The 20,806-nt window shown below is 44.3% G+C and carries 16 protein-coding genes and 4 pseudogenes; 7 read left to right on the top strand and 13 right to left on the bottom strand.

Annotated elements, in window-relative coordinates:
* Positions 1-27 precede the first annotated feature (27 nt).
* The 10 genes and pseudogenes from NSTCB13_RS05895 to NSTCB13_RS05940 form a co-directional block, all read right to left on the bottom strand.
* On the bottom strand, positions 28-621 hold the full coding sequence (locus tag NSTCB13_RS05895) for a glutathione S-transferase family protein (protein WP_445628738.1): 594 nt from the start codon (positions 619-621) through the stop codon (positions 28-30).
* Positions 622-975: 354 nt separating this feature from the next.
* The gene (locus NSTCB13_RS05900) at positions 976-1,890 is read right to left on the bottom strand and encodes a TauD/TfdA dioxygenase family protein (RefSeq protein WP_445628739.1); all 915 of its coding nucleotides are present in this window, start codon (positions 1,888-1,890) and stop codon (positions 976-978) included.
* Positions 1,891-1,986: 96 nt separating this feature from the next.
* On the bottom strand, positions 1,987-2,787 hold the full coding sequence (locus NSTCB13_RS05905) for an SDR family oxidoreductase (RefSeq protein ID WP_445628740.1): 801 nt from the start codon (positions 2,785-2,787) through the stop codon (positions 1,987-1,989).
* Between the two features lie 29 nt (positions 2,788-2,816).
* Positions 2,817-3,164, bottom strand: coding sequence for a hypothetical protein (locus NSTCB13_RS05910; protein WP_445628741.1), 348 nt, complete (start codon positions 3,162-3,164; stop codon positions 2,817-2,819).
* 15 nt (positions 3,165-3,179) lie between these two features.
* A complete protein-coding gene (locus NSTCB13_RS05915) occupies positions 3,180-4,127 on the bottom strand; it encodes a zinc-binding dehydrogenase (protein WP_448271684.1) in 948 nt (315 codons plus the stop codon).
* Between the two features lie 368 nt (positions 4,128-4,495).
* Positions 4,496-5,884, bottom strand: coding sequence for an eCIS core domain-containing protein (locus NSTCB13_RS05920; RefSeq protein WP_448271685.1), 1,389 nt, complete (start codon positions 5,882-5,884; stop codon positions 4,496-4,498).
* 357 nt (positions 5,885-6,241) lie between these two features.
* Positions 6,242-7,297 (bottom strand): magnesium-protoporphyrin IX monomethyl ester (oxidative) cyclase, encoded by a 1,056-nt coding sequence (acsF, locus tag NSTCB13_RS05925; RefSeq protein WP_445628744.1) that lies wholly within the window; start codon positions 7,295-7,297, stop codon positions 6,242-6,244.
* Between the two features lie 370 nt (positions 7,298-7,667).
* A pseudogene (locus NSTCB13_RS05930) lies at positions 7,668-9,420 on the bottom strand (ABC transporter ATP-binding protein).
* Between the two features lie 245 nt (positions 9,421-9,665).
* Positions 9,666-10,316, bottom strand: a complete 651-nt coding sequence (locus tag NSTCB13_RS05935) for a hypothetical protein (RefSeq protein ID WP_448271687.1) — start codon at positions 10,314-10,316, stop codon at positions 9,666-9,668.
* 10 nt (positions 10,317-10,326) lie between these two features.
* On the bottom strand, positions 10,327-10,494 hold the full coding sequence (locus tag NSTCB13_RS05940) for a hypothetical protein (RefSeq protein WP_448271688.1): 168 nt from the start codon (positions 10,492-10,494) through the stop codon (positions 10,327-10,329).
* 225 nt (positions 10,495-10,719) lie between these two features.
* Here NSTCB13_RS05940 and galE point away from each other — a divergent pair, with 225 nt between their 5' ends.
* Positions 10,720-11,718 (top strand): UDP-glucose 4-epimerase GalE, encoded by a 999-nt coding sequence (galE, locus tag NSTCB13_RS05945; RefSeq protein ID WP_448271689.1) that lies wholly within the window; start codon positions 10,720-10,722, stop codon positions 11,716-11,718.
* Positions 11,719-11,857: 139 nt separating this feature from the next.
* On the opposite strand, the gene NSTCB13_RS05950 is transcribed toward galE, so the two are convergent.
* Positions 11,858-12,559 carry a hypothetical protein gene (locus NSTCB13_RS05950; RefSeq protein ID WP_448271690.1) on the bottom strand — a complete coding sequence of 234 codons (702 nt, stop codon included), beginning with the start codon at positions 12,557-12,559 and terminating at the stop codon, positions 11,858-11,860.
* Positions 12,534-13,806: pseudogene (locus tag NSTCB13_RS05955) on the bottom strand (urease accessory protein UreH domain-containing protein). Before NSTCB13_RS05955 ends, NSTCB13_RS05950 begins: the two are co-directional and overlap by 26 nt.
* Before the next feature lie 243 nt (positions 13,807-14,049).
* On the opposite strand from NSTCB13_RS05955, the gene NSTCB13_RS05960 reads away from it, so the two are divergent.
* The 6 genes and pseudogenes from NSTCB13_RS05960 (at position 14,050) to NSTCB13_RS05985 (ending at position 19,985) form a co-directional block, all read left to right on the top strand.
* Positions 14,050-14,334 carry a hypothetical protein gene (locus NSTCB13_RS05960; protein ID WP_448273235.1) on the top strand — a complete coding sequence of 95 codons (285 nt, stop codon included), beginning with the start codon at positions 14,050-14,052 and terminating at the stop codon, positions 14,332-14,334.
* Positions 14,258-15,473, top strand: a pseudogene (locus NSTCB13_RS05965) (ABC transporter substrate-binding protein); the annotation flags it as partial. The gene NSTCB13_RS05960 and the pseudogene NSTCB13_RS05965, both read left to right, overlap by 77 nt.
* Before the next feature lie 221 nt (positions 15,474-15,694).
* Positions 15,695-16,606, top strand: a complete 912-nt coding sequence (locus NSTCB13_RS05970; RefSeq protein ID WP_448271691.1) for a carbohydrate ABC transporter permease — start codon at positions 15,695-15,697, stop codon at positions 16,604-16,606.
* 3 nt (positions 16,607-16,609) lie between these two features.
* The gene (locus NSTCB13_RS05975) at positions 16,610-17,494 is read left to right on the top strand and encodes a carbohydrate ABC transporter permease (RefSeq protein ID WP_448271692.1); all 885 of its coding nucleotides are present in this window, start codon (positions 16,610-16,612) and stop codon (positions 17,492-17,494) included.
* 185 nt (positions 17,495-17,679) lie between these two features.
* Positions 17,680-18,772, top strand: a pseudogene (locus tag NSTCB13_RS05980) (ABC transporter ATP-binding protein).
* Between the two features lie 163 nt (positions 18,773-18,935).
* On the top strand, positions 18,936-19,985 hold the full coding sequence (locus NSTCB13_RS05985) for a M28 family peptidase (RefSeq protein WP_448271693.1): 1,050 nt from the start codon (positions 18,936-18,938) through the stop codon (positions 19,983-19,985).
* Position 19,986: 1 nt separating this feature from the next.
* Here NSTCB13_RS05985 and NSTCB13_RS05990 read toward each other — a convergent pair whose 3' ends face one another.
* Positions 19,987-20,439: a hypothetical protein gene (locus NSTCB13_RS05990; RefSeq protein ID WP_448271694.1), complete on the bottom strand. Its 453-nt coding sequence runs from the start codon at positions 20,437-20,439 to the stop codon at positions 19,987-19,989.
* Positions 20,440-20,806: the final 367 nt, after the last annotated feature.

Raw genomic sequence — 20,806 nt, forward strand, 5'->3', positions numbered from 1 at the left:
TTGTTTGGAATAAGAAAGTATTAGTTATTAAGACTCTGGTTTTGTTACTTGCATGGATGGTCGTTTAGAGAATTCATCGTACCAATTAGCAAGTTTTGGATATTTCTGCCGCCATTGCAGATTGAGAAGACGGATCTCTAGTCCAAGTGCAGAGGCGAGGGTTATATGAGCAAGTTTAGGAGTTTGGTCGAGTTTATCTGATATCTTCTCGAAGTAGTTTAAAATTCTCAACGCCCGCTCATGCTCAAACTCGATCGCCCCAAGAGACTGTTCGCCTAGAGGACGCCTTAACTCCCGTACCCAGACAGCAATGCCATCTATGAAGCCACCAGTTATACCTTCAAGTTGCTGTAAAAAGCCATTAGAAATGTCAGCAACTAGTTTGATTTCAGGATTTAAGTGATTTAGATAAGCGCATATTATACGTGTTTCACTCAAGATAAATCCGTCGTCAGTCGCTAGGGTTGGAACTTTACCTGTAGGGTTGTAATTCACTAGGTCGCTGTTTGGATCTCGTGCAATGACTTTTTGCGTTTCGATCTGATTGCTGAGATTCAATTCTAGTGTTGCTATCCGTGTAATGCGTGCATAGGGTGAATTAGGTGTATAGAAGAGTTTCATAAAAAAGTGCGATCGTGATTAGATACTGAATTCAGAATTCAGGACTCATTAATCAGTGGAAGGTTAAGCCAGCAAAAGAGAATGGGGAGATGAGGGAGAGCAGAGAAAGTAGGAGAGTGGAGTTCAAAGACTCGTCAGCCAGTATTAAAGACTCATTAACGGAGTTCAAAGACTCGCCAGCGAGTATCAAAGACTCATTAACGGAGTTCAAAGACTCGTCGGCGAGTATTAAAGACTCATTAACGGAGTTCAAAGACTCGTCGGCGAGTATTAAAGACTCGTTCACGAGTATCAAAGACTCATCCCCTATTCCCCATGCCCAATGCGCAATGCTCCATGCCCAATGCCCAAATATTAGGCAGTCACCGCCTCACGTCGGTTGTACTCAGAAGCATCTCCTTTGATCGCCTCACTTTGTTTACCATCAATGCCAACTGGGAGGTCGCCGACAATTGTCACTCGTTGAACGTGGCGAGGCTGGTTGCCGTAATCTGCGATCGCGTAATGTTGAGTAGCCCGATTATCCCAAAATGCAACATCACCAACTTGCCAACGCCACCTGACTGTGTTCTCAGGACGTGTGATATATGCTTGCAACAACCGCAGAATATCATCTGATTCAGTTGTTGATAAGCCACGGAATTGGCGCACAAATCCACCGATGAATAGCCCCCGCTCCCCAGATTCGGGATGGACGCGTACTACTGGGTGCAGAGTCTCGTACACAGTCGAGGTGAAGACAGCCCGGTAAGCCTTCGCATCTTCAGGTAGGTCAAATGCAGTAGCATAGTCGTATTTATTGCTATGTACTGCCCAAAGTTGGTCTGCAAGATTACGCAAATGGATAGGTAAATCTTCGTATGCAGTTACCGAGTTTGCCCAGATTGTATCGCCACCAGTTGGCGGAATGTCAAGCGCTCGTAAGATAGAACCGAGAGGAGGACGGTCTACAAATGTTACATCAGTATGCCAGCTATTAGCGCGGGAAGTGGTGCGGCCATAGTTCAAATCTAAGACTTCTGGGTTTTCTGGCAGCGATGGTACAGTGGGGTGGGCTGTAGTGACTTCACCAAAACGACGAGCGAAAGCAACCTGTCCATCAGCATCGAGTTGTTGCTGACCGCGGAAAAAGATCACTTTGTATTTGACTAGAGTCTTGCGAATATCGCTGATAATGTCATCGCTGAGGTTAGAACTCAGATTAACACCAATAATTTCAGCACCAATACGTCCTGCAACTGGTTTGATATCAAAGTATTGAGAACCCATGTTTTTATCTCCAAGAAGTTTGTATTTTTGTAGAGACGCGATTCATCGCGTCTGATTCATCGCGTCCGATTCATCGCGTCCGATTCATCGCGTCTGTTAAACACCAGGGGTAGATCCGCCATCAACGATAATCTCTGTTCCTGTAATCGATGCAGCAAGATCGGACACCAAAAATAGCGCCAGCGCGGCAATTTCTTCTGGCTGGGCGATTCTTTTTAAAGGAATACTTTGGATATTTTGTGCCTTCACTTGCTCAACGGTGATGCCTTGCGCTTGGGCGTTTTGCCGAGCTAAAGTCTCGGCACGCTCGGTAGCTGTAGCACCAGGGGAGATAGCGTTAATGCGAATCTTGTACTCGGCTAGTTCTTTTGAAATGCCCTTTGTGAAATTCAGCAAAGCAGCATTGCTTGTACCACCAGCTAGGAAGTTCGGACGAGGTGTCCGTCCTGCACCACCGACTATATTGACAATCCGCCCATCACCGCGACTTTTTTGATGGGGAACGACGGCTCTAACTAAGCGGATATAGCCCAATAATTTTAAGTTCCAAGCATCCAAAAATAAATCATCAGTGGATTCTAGGAAAGACCCAGCACGGGCCGATCCGGCATTGTTAATCAAGATATCAATCTGATTAAACTGGGCTAATGTTGTGGAGACAACTTTTTCAATATCTTCTGCTTTCGTTAAATCGGCGCTGATGGCAATAACTTTAGCGCCTGAACTTGGTAAGGACTGGATGGCAGCTACTGCATTTTCCAGTCTTTCTTGATTGCGAGCTGCGATCGCCACATTCACACCCTCACTATAAAGTGCTTTGGCAGTAGCTAATCCAATTCCCGCACTTCCTCCTGTAACGATCGCTGTTTTACCTGATAGTTTTAGTTCTAAACTCATACAAACTTACCCTCAAAAATGTAAGTAATTTAATTGCGAACCAATAATATTGCTGATTGAGAGCCTGTATTGTGGACATCCAAGATGGCTTGATTTTCCCCAAAAGTGCAGCCCAGAAGTATTTTGATTTCTGTATCCCGTTTTTCCAAGTCAACACTACAAATGATGGCGGTGACTTTTTTACTAGATAAACTACCTATCCAGACATCAATATCGGCTCCATCTCCAGAGCGAGTGTTTTCCAAATATCCATAGTCCAACGGATAAACAAAGGATGGATAACGTGGATGCGATGTACCCTTTGGGCGATCTATCTTGAGATTACTAATGGCTACAAGCCGATCTAGTTTGAACCAGAATTCAGTACTATCCCTCATACCATCTGCGATCGCTCAATTTGAAATGTGCAACACAGCTTTGCCAGGAAAACGCCTATCGAGCAGTTGTTGGGCCACATCAGCTATTTGTGTCCAAGAAGCTTCTAAATCAATGTGAGGATGTAACTCACCTGCTTCTACTAGACTCAAAAGCCGTTTTAGACCGATTGCTGCTGATTCAAATCTCAATTCATCGAACAGACGTAGACCATACAGGCTGACGCTACCAGTCCCAAAAAATTGAGCCGCGTTGAATGTTACTTCAGATCCCCCAGATACTCCATACAGCACAGTTTTCCCATCCTGTGCCAGTAAGCCAAGGGCTATCCCCAAAGTCTTGCCACCTACTGACTCTACAATTAGATCGTAGGGCCCATACTCGCTGGCGGGTGAGAGGTCTTCGCCAATCACTACCGATTGCGCCCCAGCTTCTCTAACTAGAGTTTCATAGCCAGTTTGACGAATATGTGCCACAACTTGTGCTCCTGACAGTTGCGCCAATTGAATAGCGAAGTAACCAACGCCTCCTGATGCGCCTGTAACCAGAACTGTCCGACCCAAAAGTGAACCACCTTTTAACACCGCATGGTATGCAGTTAAACCCGCTACAGGCAATGTGGCAGCTTGAGCAAAAGATACCGATGACGGCACTACTGCTAAGGCATTGGTGGGAACAGATACAAGTTCTGCCCAAGCACCAGCACGACGCAAGCCAACTACACGTGCCCCTTGGGGAGGCCCGGAACCATCGGCGGCGGGGATTTCCACTACACCTGCCAAGTCCCAACCAGGTTGCCAACCAGCCTCAGCAGTGGTTGAACGTTTTATCTCTCCTCGATTGAGGGAAATTGCCGCTACCCGCACTAGAGCTTCATCTGGGGCAGGCTTGGGTGCAGTCACTTCACTCAGTGCCAAACGCCCCGGCACATTAGGATCAACAATCACAGCACGTATTTTGCTCATAAGGTTGCCCTAGCTTAGAGATTAATTTCTAGTTCGTTGGTTCGCAATCTTATACCTGCAATAAATAATCTCGATAGATTAGCTATTTATTCTTAACTCCCAATCTGTGTAAATAGGTTAACGAGGTTTGAAAACAACGGTATCTTGATAAGATTACAGTATTTTATGGTTTGTACAAAAAAAATTATCACAGACAGCCAGAAGAATCAAGCACCTTGTGGATAAATTCGCCGTTGACACTTCTTGCACTATAGTCAAGCCAAGTGGCTTCCGTATGGTTCGGAGTTCTTTTTGTAATTTTTCAATTTGACTCCAAACAGTGTAAGCGCGAAAATTATTAGCAGGTTTGCATTATGCTGTTTTCGCCTTTATTGTTGAGTTTGAACCTCTACCTTTGCATCCGATTCATCCCCACTTTGAGAAACTTTTTCTGGGCCGCACTGTACCGGAGTTACTCCTGTACCTTGAGTGAGTCCGTGTTTCGTTGTAGTGTCATAAGTATTGTTATCAGTATTTGCTTGGGCGTAAGTATCGTTAAAAATCTTGTCAGATGCTGAAGTTGTTTTGCCAAGAAGCTTTTTGTGTAAATCTTTAAAAGCCTTTTCGTCAATACTAATGTGCCCATTCTCGTGTGTATCAAGAGCGCTATAAAACCTTGCCCATTCTTTTTTAACGGGTTCGCATTGTTGGTCGAGTTCCGTCCAGACGGGCATTGCCTTAGTTTCTGTTACTAAGACATCTGCTTCGTAGACAATTTCATCAGATTTATCTTCTGCTTGGTAAGTTTTGACATCTTTTTCAGGGGCACAAGTAACACTCCCTGCTTCGCCTTTTCCTTGTGATGTTAAGTTTGTAATTGCTTCGGTAATATTTTTTCCAGAAGCAGTAATTGTGGTATTTTTTTTGTCAATTTTAGTTGTCCCTTTTTTGGGCGGCATCCCACTAGATGTCTGTTCAACAGCGGCTGGTGCTGTAGATGCATCGCTTTGTTTCTGTACTTTGCCTGTCTGCTGTACCACATGGGTTAACTCATGGGCTGTCAACTCATTATTACCAGGTGATTTCTCGGCGCTAAAGTAAATATGACTACCATGAGTAAAGGCCTGCGCTCTCAACGACTTATTCATCTGCGTAGCATTGGAGTCAGTATGTACTCGCACATCGTCGAATTTACTACCAAAGCGTGGTTCCATAAAGTTTCGCACTTCGGGAGATAACGGGCTTCCTCCACCCTTACTATTATTTAACTGACTCTCAATATTATCTTGGGTTTGAACGCTGCGATCGCTAACGCGTTGTAGTGACAACTCGGTTTCTACTTCTTGTTCTTCTTGCTCACAATCTGCACATTCTCGTTGTACTAGATGTGAATCTATTGCACCGATATTTATATTTGACTTAAGTCTAGGTAGAAGCATAATCTGGTCAGATGACTGCTCATACTGGTCTTTTGGCTGGCTACCTATAAGTTGCGGCTGTGGACGACGCAAAGATATCCGACTAATGTCGTGAACTAGAGGTTTTTCTTTAATAGCTTCTGGTTCTAATAATTGCTCATTATTAGCAGACGGGGTTTCTTGAACGTCGCCATTGAGCGCAGTACTATTATTTGTTGGTAAACCAAAACCGCGTGTTGGATTGGCCAATGTGGGAATATTGGATGAGACAAGCGATGGATTCGTAAAATTTGATGTTCCTGTGTTGGACCCTTTCCATGTGGTTAAAGGCGAAGCGGCTTGTCTTTTAATGTCGCTCATCTCTCAATTCCTACATTTTCTAGATTAATTAGTAACCTCTTATAGATTGCATTCCAGTATCTTCTAAGTAGGTAGATATAATTAAATATAAAATCAACTCCTAGTTTGTAGTGAGCGATTTATCGCTCAGAGCAAGGATGATCGGGACTAAAGTCCTTACTACAAACTTGAAATTTGTTTATGCCTAGATACTTATACAAAAATTTAACTATTTTATTAACATACTTATATATAGACTTTAGTCTAGTTTTGTCATTATTCAGCTACCCAAATATTCAAAAATTGACATCTAGGGAAATTAATTATGCGTTATTCAGAACACATAATTAATTTCACAAGCAGATGTCTAATAAATAGCTAACGAACCGTTCCCCGCAGGGCTTCAGCATCAATTGGTTTGATGAGGTAAATTAACAGCAGATTCCAAACAATTGCTGCAATCAAAGGTAGTTTGCGAATTAGCTTCATTAATTTCGGATTATAACTGCCTTCAATCTCTGCAATTTTCAAGTTATAACCTGCACAGCGTTGCAGACGTGGGAAAAACTGGGGATGTTCGGTATTCAACATTACAGGAAAAGCCCGTCCTGCGGTTTCATTGGTGTTGCGGACAACTTGGATATCAAATTCTGTGGCATCAAGTCCCAATGATTTGTAGAACCCAGAACGTTCATGAACTGTCAGGGTGTGAGTAGCAAATACTGATAGCAAGAAAAAGCGACTCCACAGCCTAGATTTCCAGGTGTTCCAGAGTTGGGGTTGAGAACGCAATAATGCCTTGAATATATCTCCGTGGCGGTTTTCGTCCTGACACCAGCTCTCAAAGTAGCGGAATATCGGATAAAACTGGTTTTCTGGGTGCTTTTCTAGATGCCTGAAAATAATAATGTAACGCCAGTAGCCGATTTTTTCTGAGAGGTAAACGGTGTAAAGTACCCATTCAATTGGGAAAAATGTATAAGTGCGGGTTTTAGTAACAGCACCTAAATCAAGAGAGAGTTTAAAATCGGCCATTGCTTTGTTGAGAAATCCGGCATGGCGGGCTTCATCACGCGCCATCATTTGAAAAATTTCCGCTAGCACTGGACTGCGATTTTTCAGCTTGCGGGATAATTCTTTGAACAGCAAGAAGCCGGAAAACTCAGAAATGCAAGAACGTTCCAAATACTCTATAAACGCCTGCCTTGCTTCACCGTCAATGTGTTCCCAAGACTGCTCAAACGCTTCATCCCGGACAAAATGGTGCCGATTGTAGTCTGTCCGCATTTCTGTCAACATCGCCTGCAATTCCGTTTCCTGGGCAGACAAATCCAGCTTGGCTGCGGTTTCAAAATCTGTAGTGTAAAACCGGGGGGTGAGTACAGTTTCTTTGCTGGGGGTTTTAGTTTCTGGCTTGGGTAGGGTGTTAACCATGAGTGATGAGGCGATCGAGTCAATAGTTCTATAACTATAAAGCTATGACAAATGCAATTATTTTGCTAGACCTATTTACAATCCTTCAGTAAAGTTGGAATTTCTGAATTTTTCTTCAACGGGGTCGCGCCCAGGATTCCCCAATTTCAGCCAAGCTTGAAGGTGAGTAATGGGAACTGTGGCAATACAGTTCAGATAAGACCAAAACACTTGTAGAGACGGCGATTTATCGCGTCTTAAAAACCCACGATCTTGTACAAGTAGCGCTTAACTGAACCGTATTGGGAACTGTGGGACTGGTTATTAATTCTTCTCCCCCTGCTCCCCCTACTCTCCCTACTCCCCCTACTCCCAGCAAGAACTGCCCTCTTCACCGCAGTAATTCTTCAACTTGATGCTGGCTCCATAAAGTTCTGTATAACCCCTGTTGTTGTAAAAGTTCTAGGTGATTTCCGATCTGCACAATTTTTCCCTTCTCCATGACAAAAATTCGGTCAGCTGCCGCTGCCGCTGATAATTGGTGCGTAATAAAAATTACTGTTTTGCGTTCAGTACCACTAGAAAGATTTTTGAGGATTTTCGTAGCTGTTTGATTATCTACACTAGAGAGAGCGTCATCCAAAATTAATACTGGAGCATTGACCAACATTGCTCGAGCCAAAGCAGTACGTTGGCGTTGACCGCCAGAAAGATTAATACCGCGTTCGCCAACAATAGTTTCATATTGCTGGGGAAAATTCTGAATTTCAGATTCAATTTGGGCAAGTTTAGCGACAGATTCTACCTGCTGTTGTTCGCTAACTGGATCGCCGTAGCGAATGTTATTTTTGATTGTAGTGCTAAATAGAAAGCTATCTTGAGGAACGTAGGCGATCGCACCTCGTAAATCTGTCAAAGCGATCTTAGTAATATCTACGCCATCTAAAAACAATTGTCCTGATTCAATATCTAACAAGCGCGGTAAAGCATTGGCCAAAGTAGATTTCCCCGAACCAATTGCCCCAACAATCGCGACAGTTTCTCCAGCAGCAATGGTAAAGTTAACATTTGCTAAAGCTGGAGTCGTAGAACCAGGGTAACTGTAGGTGAGATTTTTAGCTGTCAGTTCGCCTTTGAGTTCAGCCACTGGCAGATGTATGGCATCGGCTGCATCTTGAATTTTTGGTGTGACAGAGAGAATAGCTTCAAGCCGATCGATACTAACTTCACCGCGTTGGTAGGCAGTAATTGTGAATCCTAAAAGAGCAGTAGGGAAAACTAGACGCTCTACATAAATTAATAATGCTAAAAAATCGCCAACCTGAAGTGTCCCAGCAGACATTCGTGCCGACCCTAGCCAGATGATTACCAGCGAACTGATATTAGCTAACCCACCAATTAGCGGAAACAGTGTATTGCGGAGTTTTGCCAATTCCAGGTTAGCAGTCAATAGCTGCTGATTTTTCTTGGCAAAAGCTCGACGCTCGTTTGCTTCTTGAGCATAGATTTTTATTAAAGCAATGCCACTGATATCCTCTTGGATGAGTTCGCTGATGTCAGAGAGTTGCTCTTGGACTTTTGCTTGTTGTTTGCGTAAGCGATCGCTAAACAGACTCACCAATAAGAGCATAAAAGGGTATACTGCCAGGGCGGCTAGGGTGAGATCCACACTAATTGTCAGCATTACTGGCAGTGTCAGGGCGTAGGCAAACATCGTATTTGCCAAACTCAAGACCGCAAAACCCAATAACCGCTTGATATTTTCCACATCACTAGTAGCGCGACTAATCAAATCGCCAGCAGTATTACTGGCGAAATAACCAGGCTCCAGTTTCAGTAAGTGTTCAAAAATCCGTTGTTTCAGGTCAAATTCTACCTGACGCCCCACCCCAAATAGCCAAATGCGTGATGCCATCCGCATTAGCCACATTGCCGAACTGAGCAAGACAATAACTACTACGTAATGTAGTATTTGGTTCCAGCTGAAGGTTGTCGAGAGTTTATCAACACCAGCACGAATCAACCAAGGGATATAAACACCCAGTGCATTGACAGACAACAAAGCGAGAATGCCCAAGGAGGCTTCCCGCCAATGGGGGTCGTAGGTAAGCACTGAGTTTAGCGATTCGTCGAGATTTTGCCATTAAAGCAATTGTGCAACTTTATCATCTAGATTAACTGCTAGTCCCAGAAGGCAGCTATGAAGAGGAAATATCGCTTGTGATAAATTCAGCTTTTGTTACCTCTTTTAACTGGATAGCTATTGCCATTCGGTACTAGTAGTCCACCACAGCAACTTTAATGAAGAAATAAGTTCGTAGTCAGGACTTTAGGCATTGAATTAAGCGCTCAAGCGCTGACTACGAACTAAGTATTGTTCTCTTGCCTATTACCGCTGAACACGCAAGAACCTGTAAATTTCAACCAGATAACTTTCCCAAGTTCTTGTTGTCAATTGCAACGTTTCCGAATTTGGTACAAAGTCTTCAAGTCGTAAACCGCGTGTGCGAATATCTTGAGGACTTCCTTGTAATAAATAGGGAGGCACTCTCAAATTATAAGAAAGAATGCTATCCCCCGTTACATCTGAGATATTCGCTGTGGCGGGTTGCCCTAATGCTACCAGTGTCCCAGATGTTGGTGTAGCAGTTGCAACAGATGTTTCGCCCGTCATTGCTAGAGGTGCTCTATAAAGGAAATAGGCGACTGCTGGTGTACTTGCCAACAGCAAAATCGTCAGTGCCCAACCGATCAAGTATCCTCCTGGTTTGTCTATTCCACCTCCTTTGATTTTCTGAGCGGCAAGAATCATCAGTAAAACAGAGGCTCCTAGAGGCTTGAGTGGAAAAGATAGCATCCTCCACAACGACGCCACAGCAGGTTCATTCGGGTTAAGAAATGATAGGGCTACGATTACCAAGATAACGACTAAGATTAATCGTCCGACAAAAGTTCCAGAGGGATAAAATCGCTGGAACAGAGAATAAACGATAGTGCCAATCAGCAGCCACAGCAGTACCCGGCTTAACAATAGAAACATAGACTAACTCTCAAATTTTCTGGTGCAGTGAGCCAGTGTGGTGGTGTTCGCGTAGCGTCTCCGTCAGGAGAGGCAGTCCGTTTCGATCGGGGTTGCCCCCAGAAAAGACTGCCATGCAGGGAAACCATACATAAAACAACTGGCGACTTCTTACTGATAGCGACGTGATAAGCGTCACCCGTAAGGCTCAACCTAGAGGTTTCGGGAAATGGATTTATTTTATTGTCAAATTGTAATCGTACTGTTTGACTTAAAATTTCTCAAACCTCACACCCAATGACTACCGTCGTAGTGATTTTAGTGCAATTTTTTGACACTGCGTCTATTATTTATAATTTTCCAGAAGAGTAATCTAGTACCGGTAAACTAAATTAATTAAGTAATCGACTCAAAAGGAAAAACTATGTCGCCTGGAAAGCCTACTATTCTGGTAACGGGGGGAGCTGGATATATTGGTTCTCATACAGTGCTTGCTTTGAAGAAAGCGGGTTATGGCGTTGTCATACTTGATAATCTAGTCTATGGACATCGCGATCTAGTAGAAGAGGTTTTACAGGTAGAACTGATAATTGGGGACACAAGCGATCGCGCCTTGCTGGATCGTGTATTTAAAACCCACGATATTGCCGCAGTGATGCATTTTTCTGCTTATGCCTACGTAGGAGAATCGGTGAGCGATCCAGCCAAATATTACCGCAATAACGTCCTTGGTACTTTAACGCTGTTAGAAGCGATGCTGACAGCATCTGTAAAGAAATTTGTCTTTTCTTCTACCTGTGCCACCTACGGGGTACCGGAATTCGTGCCCATTCCAGAAACCCATCCCCAAAATCCGATTAATCCCTATGGCGCGACAAAGCTGATGGTAGAAAGGATTCTCTCTGATTTTGATGTTGCTTACGGTTTGCAATCAGTGCGTTTTCGCTACTTCAATGCTGCTGGTGCTAATCCCGATGGCTTACTAGGCGAGGATCACAACCCAGAAACCCATTTAATTCCGTTGGTGCTAATGACAGCTTTAGGGAAACGAGAATCCATTTCAATTTTCGGCACTGATTACCCAACGCCCGATGGTACGTGTATTCGCGATTATATTCACGTTAACGACTTAGCAGATGCCCATATTTTGGGATTGGAATATTTATTAAAAGGTGGCGATAGCGAAGTTTTTAATTTGAGCAATGGTAGCGGCTTCTCCGTTAGAGAAGTCATTGCCGCAGTTGAAGAGGTGACAGGAATTTCGATACCAGTAGAACAACGCGATCGCCGTCCTGGCGATCCCCCAGTTCTCATTGGCACCAGCGAGAAAGCCAGAACCATTTTAGGCTGGCAACCTCAGTATCCATCCATCAAAGATATCGTCGCTGACGCGTGGCAGTGGCATCAGAAGCGACATAAGTAAGGGCATGGGGCATTGGTCATTGAAGAAGAGACAAGGTAGACAAGGAAGAGGGGGAAGACTTGGGAGAGACTTGTTCAATAATTCCCCCTTGTCTCCCTTGTCTCCCTGCTCCTCTGCCCCCCTACTCCCTGCCTCTTCCCTACTCCCCACCTCTCCTCATACTTTGCATGACGACAACTAAGATGCCGATAAATCCGAGAATTGGCAGTGCGATCGCCCAAGTTGGTAATTGTTGAGATTGACCCTCTACTAAATCGCCATTGACATTTCGCACATTTTGTGTATTTTGTGTAGACCCGCCTCCTGCCACAGTTACTTCAAATTTGAATTCAAAGGGTTTGAATCTTGCCCCAGAAACAGGTTTTCCATTTAGTTGCAACTCATAAAGACCTGGTTTGGGAAAGGTAATATCTGCACCTGGGATGCCTTGATAGCGTTCGGCTGCCACAGGTTGTAACTGTGGTTCTAATAGCGGCGGTTCTCCGGCTGCATAAGGTTCGGCATAAACAGCCAACTGACAATTACACTGTGATAGAGGAATCACCTTTCCACCTCTGCGGGTAAGTGCAAACCAGGCTTGGCTTGGTTCTCCAGCACGGGGATTATCATTTGGTTCAATGTGGAGAGTACCACCGACATCTGAGGCTACTTCCACCTTATGAGCAAAAGCAGGGTAAAGATTAGTTATTGATATAACTAAGCAACTCAAGAATAATAAATACTTTATTGTTCTTTGATTTTTCCAGAAAATGCCTTTTTGAGGGTAACGCTTCTGTTTTTGACTCGTTGAAACAAAGCCAGAAAATAAAGATGATTTACCGCGATTTGGTTGGGGGAACATAAAACTTTTCTACGGCTAACTTTGACCAAAAAAAGCGCGAACGCACAAGCAAGACACTGAGAGTAATCATTACCATCAGTACTGCCGCTAATTTATTTCCCCAAGTTGATTGCAAGGAACCCAGGTAATGGGAACCAATCAACACAGTATGAATGGCACTCAAGAGCAAGGCTGGCACGCCCAATAGATGAATCTGTCGCCAACGCTTGCCCAAAGATTTTTGCAACGATTCCCAACTTGTAAAAGCGGCGGGGGACATTAATATCAATGCTACAGCACCCGCAGCCATCCCCCACTGAAATTCTGGCGGCAGATACGAAAAGGCGGCAAAATTCCATTGCAATGAGTGTTCTATCATGTGGAAGGTGTGAACCACAGAAAGCACAAAAGCTCCCACACCCAAGCCGCGACGATAACGCAGTGGTGAAGCCCACAAGCCACTAATCGGACGCGCAATTAACGCCAAAATTAAGCAGATTAACGCCGCGTGTCCGGTGTAATCTACCATTGTGTCACCAGTCCGCAGCAAGGTGATGATGCCAATGGTGAGTGTTACCCAACCGCCCAATCGAAACAACTGACTGCGCCTGTCTTTACTTACCAAAGAAGTGGAAACGCCTACACCTAGCATCGTCGGCAAGGTTCCCAAGCCAAAAGCCAGCATAGTAGCTGTACTCATCCATAAATTGCCAGTTTCAGCGGCTTTAATTTGGGCAGCATACAAAAAACCACAGGGCATTAAACCCCAAGTCATCCCCAAAAGCATTGGCGTCCCACCATTTGGTTTTTAAGGAAAGTTTAACCATTCCGCTGCTGAGGCGATCGTGTAAACTACCTTGCAATAGGGGATGTAATACGGGAATGCGCGGGAGTAAATCGGGTTTTAGTTGTCCTAAGCCAAACCAAATCAACATCACACCAGTCAGAATTGCCATCCAGCGCCGGAACTCGCTGCCAACACCCGCTAGCTGTCCACCTTGCAGCAATACCGAACCTAGCGCCCCAATGCCAGCACCGACTAGAGCATAGCTCAACATCCGCCCCAGGTTTAGCAGGATATGAAATTTTAATTGCTGTTGCCAAGTATCGGGTTTTTCTAAGGTTAATGTTCGTCCCAAAGAGACTGTTTTTGGACTTTGCGGCTGATGAGACAGAGAAAATGCCACTGTTAGCGGGCCACACATCCCAAAGCAGTGTCCAAAACTCCCCAGGAACCCCAGGATTACGATCAGCAACAAATCTACCATAAAAAAAGTTCCGAGTTCTGAGTTATGAGTCCTGAGTGTCCGAATAAAGATTTTGAAGAAGTAATAAGAAATTTTTTCTTTTCTTCTTACTCAGTACTCAAAACTCCTCTAGTGCGGAACTGTAAGTGAAGTTGCGATCGCTGTCAAAAGACAAAGCGTCAAACTTGATGTTTTCTCTATTGAAGAAGAATTCAGAAGTCACAATTCAGGAGCAAAGCCAAAGACGCTCCTGACTCCTGAATTTTGTTCGATAAATTAATTTTACTTATAAAAAACCGTAAAAAAATAATACAAAATAATCTTTTTGGAGATGTTTTATGTTTTTATTTCCTAAGAATTACTACTAGCGATCGCTACATTGATAATGTTGTACCGAAAGCCAATAAACAAGTTGCAAAAATTCATCCAAAAACAAAGTTATTTGCATATAGGGGTTTTTCTGGCAACTCTCTTGAGCATTATATTGTTCAGTTGGGTAGCGTTCTCGCAGCAACCAGTTACCCTCAATCTATTAATGACTGCCCCTGATGCCCAACCTTGGAGGCAGGGTTTGATTAAAGACTTCGAGGCTGAGAACCCTGGTATTCGCATTAACCTAGTTGAAGGGCCGAATGCCACAAATTTGCTCGAAGACCTGTATACCTCATCTTTTATCTTGGGTGAATCCCCTTATGACCTGATCAATATGGATGTGATCTGGACATCCAAGTTTGCTGCTGCTGGATGGTTGCTACCTTTAGGCGATCGCATTTCTAAAAAAGAGTTGGCAGCATTTTCACCCCAGGATGTAGAAGGGGGACGTTATCAAAACCAGCTGTACCGCATTCCAGTGCGTTCCGACGTAGGAATGCTCTATTACCGGGAAGATTTAATCAAACAAGCAGGATTGCAACCGCCAGAAACATTTGATGATTTGATCCGAATTTCCCAAGTCTTGCAGAAGAAAAACCAGGTAAATTGGGGCTATGTTTGGCAGGGGTCGCCAATATGAAGGACTCGTGGCGATGTTTGCGGAAGTCCTCGATGGCTTTGGCGGCTTTTGGGTTAAACCCGACACCCTCGAAGTTGGACTAGATCGACCAGAAACATTACAAGCCATTGAGTTTCTACGTAGTACCATCAGCAAAGGCGTTTCTCCTCCTGGAGTCACAACCTATCAAGAAGAAGACACCCGACGCTTGTTTCAAAGTGGTCAAGTAGCGTTTTTACGTAGTTGGCCATACGCATGGCCTCTCGCCCAAGCAGAAAATTCGCCAATCCGGGGCAAAATTGCGATTAAACCGATGGTTCATGCTCCTGGTAAGACGGGAGCAGCTTGTCTTGGAGGCTGGGGTTTAGGCATTGCGAAATCTTCTCAACATCCTGAAGAAGCTTGGAAAGCAATTCAGTATTTTACCAGTCGAGAAGCACAGCGCCGATTCATTTTCAGTGCAGGTTATGTGCCCAGTCGCCGGGAACTGTTTACAGACCCAGGGATTGTTTCTAAATACCCCCACTATCCGCAGTTATTAGAGGTCGTAGACAATGCAGTTTTACGTCCACCGATCGCCCAATATGCTCAAACATCAGATATTTTACAGCGTTATCTCAGCGCCGCATTATCCAATCGAATGAATCCTGAACGAGCAATGCAAGCTGCTGCTGCCGAAACGCGGCGATTGCTGGGGGCAGGGGAGCAGAGGGGCAGGGGAGCAGGGAGCAGGGGGACAAGGGAGACAAGGGGGACAAGGGAGACAAGGGGGACAAGGGGGACAAGGGAGAATTATTGAATAAGTCTCTCCCAAGTCTTGCCCCTCTTCCTTGTCTACCTTGTCTCTTCTTCATGCCCAATGCCCAATGCCCAATACTTCGACTACGCTCAGTACAAGTGCCCAATGACAAATGACAAATGACAAATTTACATACACTAAGAAATCGAGAACAACAGACAGCCTGGATTTTATTAACACCAGCATTGCTGCTGTTGTTGTTTGTATTTGCCTACCCGATTTTGCGAGCATTTTGGTTAAGCGTATTTACTAGAAATTTGGGAACAGAACTACAACCCGTATTCTCTGGTTTGGAGAATTATCTGCGGATGGCGGGGGATGGTCGTTTTTGGCAGAGTTTGTGGGCGACAACCGTATTCACAACAGCATCAGTCATCTCAGAACTACTGCTAGGACTGGGAATTGCCCTAGTTCTCAACCAGGCGTTTGTTGGGCGGGGTATAGTGCGTACAACTGCCATTATCCCTTGGGCTTTGCCTACTGCTTTGATTGGTCTGGCGTGGGCTTGGATTTTTAACGATCAGTTTGGGGTTGTGAATGATATTCTGCTGCGCTTAGGGCTGATTAAGACTGGGATTAATTGGTTAGGAGATCCAACGCTGGCGACGATCGCAGTGGTTTTTGCTGATGTTTGGAAAACTACGCCGTTTATCAGTATCCTGTTGCTAGCTGGGTTGCAGTCGATATCACAAGACCTTTATGAAGCTTACTCGGTTGATGGAGCAACTGCTTGGCAAAGTTTCCGCAATATTACCCTACCATTACTGCTGCCGCAGATATTAATTGCAGTGCTATTTCGGTTTGCTCAAGCTTTCGGAATTTTTGACTTGATTGCTGTGATGACCGGGGGTGGCCCTGGTGGCGCTACGGAAGTGGTGTCATTGTACATTTACTCCACGGTGATGCGCTACTTAGATTTTGGTTATGGAGCTGCCCTGGTAGTAGTGACATTTTTGATATTAATTGCCGCGGTGGCGATCGCTAGTTTCTTACTTAACAAATACCGTGCCAAAACATCAGGAGCCATTTAACCGATGAGTGTAACTCCCCAAGCAGTTCCAACGACTCCAAAACGAACAGGGGGAACCAAGTTTTCTCTGAAAAAAATCTTGCTGGGCATCATAGTTGTATTAATAGTGCTATTTAGCCTAGCACCAGCTCTATGGCAATTGCTGACCTCGTTTAAAGTGAATGAGGATATTGCCGCCGTTCCTACTGTTTATTTCCCCACACGATTCACTTTCAATCACTACATTGAGTTATTCACCCGTCGTCCATTTTGGCGCTACATCTTCAATAGTGCCTTTGTGTCGATTACTTCTACAGCTGTAGCTTTAGCGATCGGCGCACCTGCGGCTTATGCTCTGGCACGGTTACGCCCTTGGGGTGAAAAAGTTATCCTCGCCAGCATTTTAATTGTTACCTTATTTCCTGGAATTCTCTTGTTCTTAGGACTATTAGAAATTATCCAAGCGCTGAAATTGGGTAATAATTATCTGGCGCTGATTATACCCTATACTGCGATCAATTTGCCGCTAACAATTCTAGTACTTAAAAGCTTTTTTGAACAATTACCAAAAGACTTGGAAGATTCTGCTAGGGTCGATGGTTATAACACTTTTCAACTACTGTGGCAAATTGTGCTACCCATGACCCTTCCCGCTTTAGTAACTACTGGAATTCTCACCTTTATTTTTGCTTGGAACGAGTTTATTTTTGCTCTCACATTTATGACTCGTGAAGAGTTGAAGACAATTCCGGTTGCTGCGGCTCAGTTGGGTGGTGCGACAATATATGAAATTCCCTATGGCCCGATCGCTGCTGCAACTGTCATCGGCACATTACCCCTGATTTTACTAGTTTTGTTTTTCCAGCGCCGGATTGTCCAAGGTCTTACCGCTGGTGCTGTCAAGGGATAAGGGGAAGCAGGGGGAGCAGAGGGGCAGGGAGCAGGGAGCAGGGGGGCAGGGAGCAGGGGAGCAGGGAGCAGGGGGACAAGGGAGATGAAGGGGAATAACAATAGATAAATACCCAATACCCAATGCCCAATGACAAATAACAAATGACAAATGACAAATGACAAATGACAAATGACAAATGAAAAATGGCTAAACTCGAACTTAAAAACTTGAATAAAACCTACAGTCCCAAAGTCGTCCCTGTCAAAGACGTTAGTTTAACTGTAGATAACCATGAGTTTCTCACTTTACTTGGCCCTTCTGGCTGTGGTAAATCCACCGTTCTACGCATGATTGCAGGTCTTGAAGAACCGACTCGCGGTCAGATCCAGATTGGGGATGTGGATGTCACCTATAAACGAGCAGCCGATCGCAATATTGCAATGGTATTCCAAAGCTATGCACTCTATCCCCACATGACGGTGTACGAAAACCTCGCTTCTGGACTGAAGCTGAAAAAAGTCCCACCGACAGAAATTAAACAGCGAGTAGCAGAAGTGGCAGACGTTTTAGGATTAGCAGAGTTAATGAACCGCAAACCTGGCCAAATGTCTGGAGGGTCAACGGCAACGGGTTGCTGTCGGTCGTGCTTTGGTGCGTAATGCCGATGTCTACCTGCTGGATGAGCCTTTAAGTAACCTGGATGCACTGCTGCGGGAACGAGTCCGAGCCGATATCAAGCAAATTTTTGCCGCTCAGAAAGTGCCAGTTGTTTACGTTACCCACGACCAAACCGAAGCGATGACGCTCTCTACGAAAGTTGCCTTGCTCAACGATGGCTATGTCCAACAACTTGACCCGCCTGACCGCATCTATAACAATCCAGCTAATCTATTTGTGGCTGGATTTGTTGGTAGTCCGCAAATGAATTTGCTGACTTTACCTTGTAAGGGAAAATACGCGCTCCTGGGTAATTTCCAAATACTTCTCCCAGATATACCAACTGTACCACCGCAGATTGTTCTGGGAATCCGCCCAGAAAATGTCCGCATTGCTCAACCAGGTGATACTCAAACTATTCAAGGGAAAGTGTTTTTAGTGGAAAATTTGGGTATGCACTATTTGGTTAGTATCAAGGTGGAGGGTTCACAAACCGGAGCGATTACGGTACGGGCTTTGTTGCCAACAGACCAAAATTGGAGTAACGAGGATATTACACTAGCATTGCCCCCTGAAGATATTCACTGGTTTGACGTGCAATCTGGCCATGCTCTTGTTAAGAGACAAATGTTAGGTTAACGCAAGCAAGAGACGCGATGAATCGCCGTCTCTACAATAATCAGATTTATCGCGTCTTTGCGATCGCTAGAATTTTCATCAAAAAACTTTAACCGAAGCAATCCTGGAAAGTGATGCTTGGGGATTTGCGCTACCCTAAGTCAGGAAGCCAAGGATAAATCAGATGAGCAAATGGATTTGGCTGATGCTGTTGGTGCTGATGACAGTTGTTGTTGTGGGTAGCAGAGGTAGCACGTTTTTTGAACAGCGCCCCTCACCGGCAATTGTTGAAAGCATTCCAGTGGAAACATCCGAACCACAGCCAGAGTCAAAGGAAGTTGATATTACCCCGCAAGTGTCTACCGATCGGCTGCTGAACCATATCCAAAAGTTGAATTTTCAGCGCTACACCGCAAAAGAGCGATCGCTTACTCGCACTTATATTACAACTGAACTGAAAAAAGCCGGCTGGAAACCTAAATTAGAAAAGTTCTCTGACGGTGTGAATATTTTTGCCGAACGCCCAGGAACGAATAAAGCCGCGAAAGCAATTCTTGTAGCAGCGCATTACGACACTGTTTTCTCTTCCCCTGGTGCTGATGATAATGCCAGTGGTGTCGCTGTAGTGCTGGAAATTGCTCGGTTGCTCGGTTCTCGTCCTACGCCACGAACCTTACAGCTAGCTTTTTTTGACCGAGAGGAAGCAGGACTTTTGGGTAGTCAGGCTTTTGTGAGTCAGAAATCACGCTTGCAAAATTTAGGTGGAGCGATCGTTATGGATATGGTAGGTTACGCTTGTTACACTCCTGGATGTCAGAAATACCCTGCTGGATTGCCTGTTACGCCACCTAGCGACAAGGGCGACTTTTTAGTAGTAGTGGGTGATACAGAACATTTGCCTTTCTTAAATGCCTTTCAAAACTCACAAAATATTTCCTCAACCCTGAATAAACAAAAATCAATGCCAGCAGTTCTAACACTACCAATTCCTTTTAAAGGTTTACTGACACCAGACACCTTACGCAGCGATCATGCACCGTTTTGGTACCAAGGTGTGGGTGCTGTGCTAGTGACAGATACCGCAAATTTACGCACTCCGCACTATCATAAACCTAGCGATGTACCAGCGACGATCGAGCGATCGTTCTTTACCGGAGCAGCACAAATTGTAATTAATGCTACTAGTGCCTTGTTAGAGAAAAACCAGGTTTTGGAAACTCAAGCACCAAGCTAACTTATGAATTATCTTGGCTAGCTTTTGGTTCAGGGAAAGTTAACGTCCAATTATTTTTATCATTGACCTGAGAATATAAACCTTGAAGAATGAGCCGCAAAGTTTTTCGAGTTCTAATAGCCTTCTTTACCAGATAAGTTCCTGGTTCAGCAAAGATATCATCAAAGTTTTGTTTATAACCAAATTGTTTTGAACAGTAACTACCAGCACCTTGGACTGTTAACACAAAAAATGGAGCTTGTTTGTATTCATCAGGAATCATAAAGATTCCATATACATGGTGACGACCACGCCAGGGCTGAACACTAACCTTAGTAGCATGTACTTGAAATTTTGGAGTTTTTGATGCGATAAAAGCCTCGAAATTGCAATCAGAATCATTCACAGGCCACCACAGTGTAATAATACTCAAAGAGAGCAGAAAAATTAAAATATAGGGTAGTCTGCGACGCATAAAGCCAAGAAAAATTGTTGATGCGGCTGGGGGAATTTGATGAGTAACGATCGTGCAGCTACAGCAGTCAGACTATTCACCTGCAACACATCTGCAAAATGTTTTAAAGGGCAAAGACAAAACATTAAGCACTCAGTTAAATTTTTCTGTCAAAGAAAATTGCAGATTGTAGATGCGTAGTTTATCGCCGCAGGCATCGCTTTCCCTGTTCTAGTAGCTCCGTTACAGTCTTAAACCTAGCTGAGAAACAATCAAACTTTTGTGGCTGTTAACACTGATTTATGCTCAAATTTTTGGCTGTGATGAATTCTACAATTCATTACCTTTGTTATGCTTGTAATATGGCTCTGTTTGCATTAGCAGATGT

Source organism: Nostoc sp. DSM 114160 (assembly GCF_053470305.1).